This window comes from Streptomyces radicis (assembly GCF_003626575.1).
In the GTDB taxonomy this organism is placed as follows: Bacteria; Actinomycetota; Actinomycetes; order Streptomycetales; family Streptomycetaceae; genus Streptomyces; species Streptomyces radicis.
Map to the genome: position 1 here is coordinate 1 of NZ_RBDY01000059.1, position 8,336 is coordinate 8,336.

1 protein-coding gene is annotated in these 8,336 nt (G+C 71.5%); it reads right to left on the reverse strand.

The features are described 5' to 3' along the window. A partial coding sequence (locus tag D7318_RS33265; protein ID WP_183091761.1) for a hypothetical protein occupies window positions 1-8,336 on the reverse strand: 8,336 nt, incomplete at both ends.

Genomic DNA, 8,336 nt, shown 5'->3' on the forward strand with positions numbered 1-8,336 from the left:
GTCGGGGGTGTAGACGGTGAGGTGGTGTTCGGGTCGGGGGTTGGGGTTGGCGCGGGTGGGGGGGGCGGTGGCGTCGATGTGGCGGATGACGTGGTCGTGGAGGGTGGTGCCGTCGAGGGTGCGGGGGAGGGGGTAGAGCTGGCCGTCGGGGCCGGTGAGGGCGAGGAGGTCGGGGTGGCCGCTCCTGCCGGTGAGGAGGGTGACGCGGTGGGTGACGACGCCGTCGTTGTTGGCCAGGTAGCGGGTGTCGCCGTCGGAGATGAGGCGTTCGCCGGTGGTGAGGGGGGTGATGGTGCCGGGGACGGGGTTTTCCTGGGCGTCGACGAGGTGGAGGGGGTTGGTGGGTCCGGTGTCCAGGATCTGGAGGTCGTCGAGTGGTCCGGTGAGTTGGGTGACGCGGTTGAGGAAGGTGCCGTCGAGGGTGTGTTCGGTGGTGTGGGGGCCGGATTTGACGGTGATCTTGTCGTCGTCGAACCACGCGTCGTCCGAGATGTCCCGGCCGCCCCGGTGGACGGTGGGTTCGCCGTCCGGGTCCAGGGGGTGGGCCACGACGGTGTCGCCTGGCGTGCCGTCGGGGTTTGCCAGCCGTACCGCGTCGTGGGTGTGCGCTCCCATGCCGTTGACGACCTGGCGTCCGACGTTGTCCACCTCGATCAGGAACATGTCGGTGGCCAGGTGTTCGACGTGTGCGCCTTGGACGGGGCGGGCGAACCCGTCCGCGACGTGTGGCAGGCCACCGCCTTCGGGCAGCACTGTGTAGAAGCGAGACAGTGGGCCACTCAGCTGACGCGTCGTCTCCACCACTGACAGCGAGGTCTGGGTGATCGCGTAGGAGCCGTCCGCCGGCCGCACGGCGTATGTGTTGTTGCCCAGCGGGGTCACGGTCGCCCGGGGGACGGGGTGGTCGCCGGGGCCCAGCAGCCTCGGCGTGCCATCGCCCACGTCCACGATGCGGAAGCTCGCCAGGGGGCCCGTGATGATCTCCAGCGTGTGTACGGTGGTCGCGCCGTCCGCGCCTTCGGCCGTCTCGGAGCTGGTGCGCACGGTGACATAGGGCGCCGGGGTCATGGCGCCGTCCGTCCCAAGGCGGTCGGTGCGGACCACCACCGGGGCGTGCTCGAACTCGTTGATGGGCACCAGCGCCAGTTCGTTGGTGGGGTTCCCGTCGCGTCCTGGCAGGGGCACGACCTCGTAGTCGCTGAGCGCATTCCTGTTGAGGGTTATGTGGCCGCCGCCGGGTACGTCGATGAGGAACTGGCCGTCCAGTTCCAGTGGCCGCACGGGCGCCCCGGGGAGCGGTGTCCCGTCGGGGCGGACCACGAAGGGTGTGTCGCCGTGGGGGACGGCGAGGATGTTGTCGGCCAGGGGCCCGTCGGGGATGCGGTGCGCGTGGCCGAGGACGGTGCCGTCCGCCGTGTGGAAGGTGGCGTCGGGGAAGCCTTCCACGCGCAGGGCCGCGCCGTCCATCCAGAAGTCGTCGCTCGGGCCCGTGCGGTAGGTGTCGTTGGGCAGGGCGACCAGGCGGTCCTGGGCGCCGGGCACATCCACCACGGTGTGGGTGTGCCTTATGCCTGGCTCCAGCAGGGCGTGTCCGACTCCGGGTGCGTCGACCATGTTCAGCTCGGCGCCGAACGGCCTGAGGGTCACGTCCGCCACCGGAACTCCGGGCCAGATCTGGATGACCTGGGCCGTCATGGTGCCGTCGGGGAGTTCGGTCAGCTCGAAGCGGTATCCGCTGAACGAGCCGTAGCCCTGTCCTGACCGCACGGTGGAGTGCCATGTCCCGTCCAGGTGGTGGAACCTGGTCAACCTGGGGTAGTACGTGACGGCGAGCAGTCCGTCGCTCACCCGGACGTCCGGGCCGTACATGCGTCCGAGGTCGTCGTAGAGCGCCCCTGGGCCCGAGCCGTTCGTCGGCCAGACGGCGGTGGTGCCGTTGTCCCGGCCGGGCAGGGGCGGCAGCACGACGGCGTCGTAGACGTAGTTCCCCGAGCCGCTGTTGATGACCGCCAGGTCACGCCCTGGGATGGTCACCAGGAGCTGGGTGTCGCCGGGTCGGAGGCCGATTTCCAGGCGTGTCACGTGGGCGTCGTTGACCACCTGTCCGTCGGCGGTGAGGACCTGGAAGCCCTCGTCGCCGACGTGGGCGTTCGCGAGCGTGTAGCGGATCTCGTGACCGGCGAGCCTTCCATCGGTCATGATGAGCCGGAACCCGAGGTAGTTGCCCGTCCAGTCGAAGAACTGGGTGGCGTGGGTGTTCGCCGCGTGGCGGGTGATCCCGGTCGCGTCGACGTCCAAGATGAGTTCCCGCCATGGTTCGCCCTCCGGGGTGAGCGCGAAGGGGTCGTCCCCGCGCAGCGGCAGGGCCGCCCAGCCGTGCGGGACGTCGTCCCGGTGGAGCCGCACCACGTCGTGGGTGTGGGTGCCCTGGGTGTCGACGATGCCCGGGTGCTGGCCTGGGGTGTTGACGAGGTAGCCGCCGTTGTCGAGCGGTTTGGCCGTGGCGTTGGGCACGGGGGTTCCGTCGGGGCCGACCACCTGGGCCGTCCCGTCGTCCGCGATGTCGAGGTGGTTGCCGGGGCCCAGGGGGCCGCCGGGGTGTCGGGTGCTGGAGTCGATCAGGGTGCCGTCGGGGCCGTGGACGTCGTAGGCGTCGGTGGTGTGGACCACGACGCGGTTGCCGCCGAACGTCGAGTGGACGTCGTCGCTGTGGAGGCGGCCGTCGCCGCGGAGGGCGGCGTGGGTGTCCGCGCGGCCGGTGGGTGGGGCGAGGAACAGGTCGGAGGCGTGTCCTTGGTCGTCGAGCAGGTTGACGGTGGGGTGGAAGTGGCCGGTGTCGTCCACGATGTGCGGGGTGTGGTCGCCGATGCGGACGAAGGCGCCGCGGTCGCCGAGGGGGACGAAGGCGACCCCGCCGCCCGAGCCGTCGCGGATGACGAGGGGGCCGCCGGGGCGGCCTGCGGCGGGGACGTCGGGGAGGGGGGTGGCGCGGGAGCCGGGGACGGTTTCGCCGTCGGCTCCGATGACGCGGGGTGGGGTGTTGCTGGTGACGGCGAGTTCGTGGTGTTCGTCGCCGGGGAGGCGGTGGAGGGTGGCGTGGTGGGAGCCGAGGGTGTCGTGGATGTCGGTGGTGGTGTCGCTGCGGTGGATGGCGAGGAATCCGCCGTCGAGGAGCTCGACGTCGTGGGGGAGTTGGGTGCCGTCGCCCTGGTGGAGGGTGGGGGTGCGGTCGCCGGTGAGGGGGGTGAGGAGGTATTCGTCGAGGTCCGTGTTGTTGATGTCGTCGGTGTTGCGGAGGTGGGTGATGTCGTGGGTGTGGCGGCCGGTGTCGTCGATGACGGCGAAGGGGATGCCGAGGCTGTTGACGCGCCAGCGGTTGTTGCCGAAGGGGGTGGTGGTGAGGGTGTCGGTGGGTTGGCCGTCGAGGCGGACGAGGAGGGGTGGTTGGCCTGCTCGGGTGATGGCGATGTGGCCGGTGAGGGGGCCGGTGTGGTGGACGTGGAGGTCGGTGGGTTGGCCGTCGAGGCGGATGAGGAGGGGTGGTTGGCCTGCTCTGGTGATGGCGATGTGGCCGGTGAGGGGGCCGTCGCGGTGGACGTGGAGGTTGGCGAGGAAGTGGCCGTCGTGGGGGTGGTGGAAGGTGGTGGTGGTGCCGGTGCGGATGAGGATGGCTCGGTCGGTGATGCGGATGTCGTCGGTGGCGACGGGCTGGCCGTCGCGGGTGAGGGTGGGGGCGCCGCCGCCGGGTGGGGTGGTGAGGGTGCCGGTGGAGCGGCCGTCGTGCCCGGACAGCCGGACGGGGCGTGGCAGTTCGGTCAGCTCGACATTGCTGTCGCCCATGCCGTGGCGGGCCGGGCCTGGGACACCCGAGCCGTCGGAGGCGTCGGATCCGGGGTTGCCGGGGCGGTCGGGGACGAACGCCATGTGCACCGGGAGGTCGGTGTCGCCGAGGTCGGGTGGGGTTGTGCGCCTGGTTCTGGTGGTGGATTCCGTGAGTTGCTGGACGGGGATGGCTCGGTGTTCGGGGGTGAGGAGGAGGTATTCGACGTCGTTGACGCGTTGGAACCCTGGGGTGCCGTCGGTGTTTTCGATGAAGTGGCCGGTGTGGGCGTCGTAGGTGGCTCGGTGGTCGGGGGTGTAGACGGTGAGGTGGTGTTCGGGTCGGGGGTTGGGGTTGGCGCGGGTGGGGGGGGCGGTGGCGTCGATGTGGCGGATGACGTGGTCGTGGAGGGTGGTGCCGTCGAGGGTGCGGGGGAGGGGGTAGAGCTGGCCGTCGCGGCCGGTGAGGGCGAGGATGTCGGGGTGGCCTTCCCTGCCGGTGAGGAGGGTGACGCGGTGGGTGACGACGCCGTCGTTGTTGGCCAGGTAGCGGGTGTCGCCGTCGGAGATGAGGCGTTCGCCGGTGGTGAGGGGGGTGACGGTGGTGCCGGGGACGGGGTTTTCCTCGGCGTCGACCAGGCGGAGGGGGTTGGTGGGTCCGGTGTCCAGGATCTGGAGGTCGTCGAGTGGTCCGGTGAGTTGGGTGACGCGGTTGAGGAAGGTGCCGTCGAGGGTGTGTTCGGTGGTGTGGGGGCCGGAGTTGACGGTGATCTTGTCGTCGTCGAACCACGCGTCGTCCGAGATGTCCCGGCCGCCCCGGTGGACGGTGGGCTGGCCTGTCTCGCCCAGGGGGTAGGCCCTGACGATGTCGCCGGGTGTGCCGTCGGGGTTTGGCTGCCGCACCGCGTCGTGGGTGTGCACTCCCATGCTGTTGACGACCTGGCGTCCGACGTTGTCCACCTCGATCAGGAACATGTCGTCGGCCAGGCGTTCGACGCGTGCGCCCTGGACGGGGCGGGCGAACGCGCCCACCACCTCCGGCAGGCCGCCGCCCTGCGGCACGCGCAGGGTGAAACGGGACAATGCGCCGCTCAGCAGCTCCACCGTCTCCATCGTCGTCAGCGCGCTCTGGGTGATCGCGTAGGAGCCGTCCGCCGGCCGCACCACGTACACGTCGGCGCGCAGCGGGGTCACGGTCGCCCGGGGGACGGGGTGGTCGCCGGGGCCCAGCAGCCTCGGCGTGCCATCGCCCACGTCCACGATGCGGAAGCCCGCCAGGGGGCCCGTGGTGATCTCCAGCGTGTGTACGGTGGTCGCGCCGTCCGCGCCTTCGGCCGTCTCGGAGCTGGTGCGCACGGTGATGTAGGTCGCGGGGGCCGTGGCGCCGTCCGTCCCAAGGCGGTCGGTGCGGACCACGAGCGGAGCGTCGTCGATCTCGTCGACGGGCAGCAGGGCCAGTTCGTTGGTGGGGTTCCCGTCGCGTCCTGGCAGCGGCACGACGTCGTAGTCGCTGAACGCATTCCTGTTGAGGGTTATGTGGCCGCCGCCGGGTACGTCGATGAGGAACTGGTCGTCCAGTTCCAGTGGTCGCACGGGCGCCCCGGGGAGCGGTGTCCCGTCGGGGCGGACCACGAAGGGTGTGTCGCCCTGGGGGACGGCGAGGATGTTGTCGGCCAGGGGCCCGTCGGGGATGCGGTGCGCGTGGCCGAGGACGGTGCCGTCCGCCGTGTGGAAGGTGGCGTCGGGTATGTCGTCCTCCGCGCGCAGGGCCGCGCCGTCCATCCAGAAGTCGTCGCTCGGGCCCGTGCGGTCCGTGTCGATGGGCAGGGCGACCAGGCGGTCCTGCGCGCCGGGCACCTGTACCACGGTGTGGGTGTGCTCCACGTCCGCCCCCAGCAGGGCGCGTCCGACTCCTGGTGCGTCGACCATGTTCAGCTCGGCGCCGAACGGCCTGAGGGTCACGCCCGCCACCGGAGCTCCGGTCCGGATGTGGATGACCTGGGCCGTCACGGTGCCGTCGGGGAGTTCGGTCAGCTCGAAGCGGTATCCGGTGAACGAGTCGTAGCCCTGTCCTGACCGCACGGTGGAGTGCCATGTCCCGTCAAAGCGGTAGGACATGGTCACCCCCGAGAAGGTGGAGGTGACGGCGAGCAGTCCGTCGCGCGCCACGACGTCCGAGCCGAACTCGCGCCCGAGGTCGTCGTAGAGCGCCCCTGGGCCCGAGCCGTTCGTCGGCCAGACGGCGATCCTGCCGGTGTCCTCCCGGCCGGGCAGGGGCGGCAGCTCGACGGCGTCGTAGAGGTAGTCCCCGAAGTCGCTGTCGATGACCGCCGGGTCGCGGCCTGGGATGGTCACCAGGAGCTCGGTGTCGCTGGACCCGGGGCCGGATCCCAGGTGTCGCACGTCGGCGCCGTTGACCACCTGTCCGTCGGCGGTGAGGACCTGGAAGCCCGCGCCGTCGGCCCGGGCGGTCGCGAGCAAGAAGCGGATCTCGTGACCGGCGAGCCGCCCATCGGTCATGATGAGCCGGACCCCGCGGTAGTCGCCCGTCCGGTCGTACAGCAGGGTGGCGTAGGTGTCCGCCACGCGGCCGGTGATCCCGGCCGCGTCGACGTCCAAGATGAGTCCCGGCCATGGGTCGCCCTCCGGGGTGAGCGCGAAGGGGTCGTCCCCGCGCAGGGGCAGGGCCGCCCAGCCAAACGTGGCGCGACCGCGGTGGAGCCGCACCGCGTCGTGGGTGTGGGTGCCCTGGGCGTCGACGATGCCCGGGTGCTGGCCTGGGGTGTTGACGAGGTAGCCGCCGTTGTCGAGCCCGTCGGCCGTGGCGTTGGGAACGGGGGTTCCGTCGGGGCCGACCACCTGGGCCGTCCCGTCGTCCGCGATGTCGAGGTGGTTGCCGGGGCCCAGGGGGCCGCCGGGGTGTCGGGTGCTGGAGTCGATCAGGGTGCCGTCGGGGCCGTGGACGTCGTAGGCGCCGGTGGTGTGGACCACGACGCGGTTGCCGCCGAACGTCGAGTGGACGTCGTCGCTGTGGAGGCGGCCGTCGCCGCGGAGGACGGCGTGGGTGTCCGCGCGGCCGGTGGGTGGGGCGAGGAACAGGTCGGAGGCGTGTCCTTGGTCGTCGAGCAGGTTGACGGTGGGGGTGAGGCGGCCGGTGTCGTCCACGATGTGGGGGGTGTGGTCGCCGATGCGGACGAAGGTGCCGCGGTCGCCGAGGGGGACGAGGGTGGTTCCGTCGCCGGAGCCGTCGCGGATGACGAGGGGGCCGCCGGGGCGGCCTTCGGCGGGGGTGGCGACGATGGGGGTGTGGTGGGGGCGCTGGATGAACCAGCCGGCGTTGTCGGGGAGGGGGGTGACGTGGGAGCCGGGGACGGGGGCGCCGTCGGGGTCGACGACGCGGGGTGGGGTGTTGCCGGTGAGGGCGAGTGCGTGGTGTTCCTCGCCGGGGAGGCGGTGGAGGGTGGCGTGGTGGCTGCCGAGGGCGTCGTGGCGGTCGGTGGTGGTGTCGGTGCGGTGGATGGCGAGGAGTCCGCCGTCGAGGAGCTCGACGTCGTGGGGGAGTTGGGTGCCGTCGCCCTGGTGGAGGGTGGGGGTGCGGTCGCCGGTGAGCGGGGTGAGGAGGTACTCGTCGAGTTGGTCGTGGCGGCTGTTGCTTGGACCGGCGAGGCGGGCGATGTCGTGGGGGGTGGGGACGCCGGTGTCGTCGAGGACGGTGACGGGGGTGCCGAGGCTGTCGACGCGCCAGCGGTGGTCGCCGAAGCGGGTGGTGGTGAGAGTGTCGGAGGGTTGGCCGTCGAAGCGGATGAGTCGGGGTGACTGGCCGGTTTCGGCGATGACGACGTGGCCGGTGAGGGGGCCGGTGTGGTGGGTGCGGAAGTCGGCGAGGAAGCGGCCGTCGTGGTCGTGGAAGGTGGTGGTGGCGCCGGTGCGGATGGCGATGGAACGCTCGGTGATGCGGATGTGGTCGGCGGTGACGGGTTGGCCGTCGCGGGTGAGGGTGGGGGCGCCGTCGCCGGGTGGGAAGGTGAGGGTGGTGCCCGTGGGGCGGTTGTCGGGGCCGAACAGCCTGACCGGGTGCGGTAGTTCGGTCAGCTCGATATCGCTGTCGTCCATGCCGTGGCGGGCCGGGCCCGGGACACCCGAGCCGTCGGCGGCGTCGGCTCCGGGGTTGCCGGGGCGGTCGGGGACGAACGCCATGTGCACCGTGAGGTCGGTGTCGCCGGGGTCGGGGGTTGTGGACCTGGTTCTGGTGGTGGATTCCGTGAGTTGCTGGACGGCGATGGCTCGGTGTTCGGGGGTGAGGAGGAGGTATTCGACGTCGTTGACGCGTTGGAACCCTGGGGTGCCGTCGGTGTTGTTGATGAAGTGGCCGGTGTCGGCGTGGTAGGTGGCTCGGTGGTCGGGGGTGTGGAGGGTGAGGTGGTGTTCTTGTGGGGGGTTGGGGTTGGCGCGGGTGGGGGGCGGGGTGGCGTCGACGTGGCGGATGACGTGGTCGTGGAGGACGGTGCCGTCGAGGG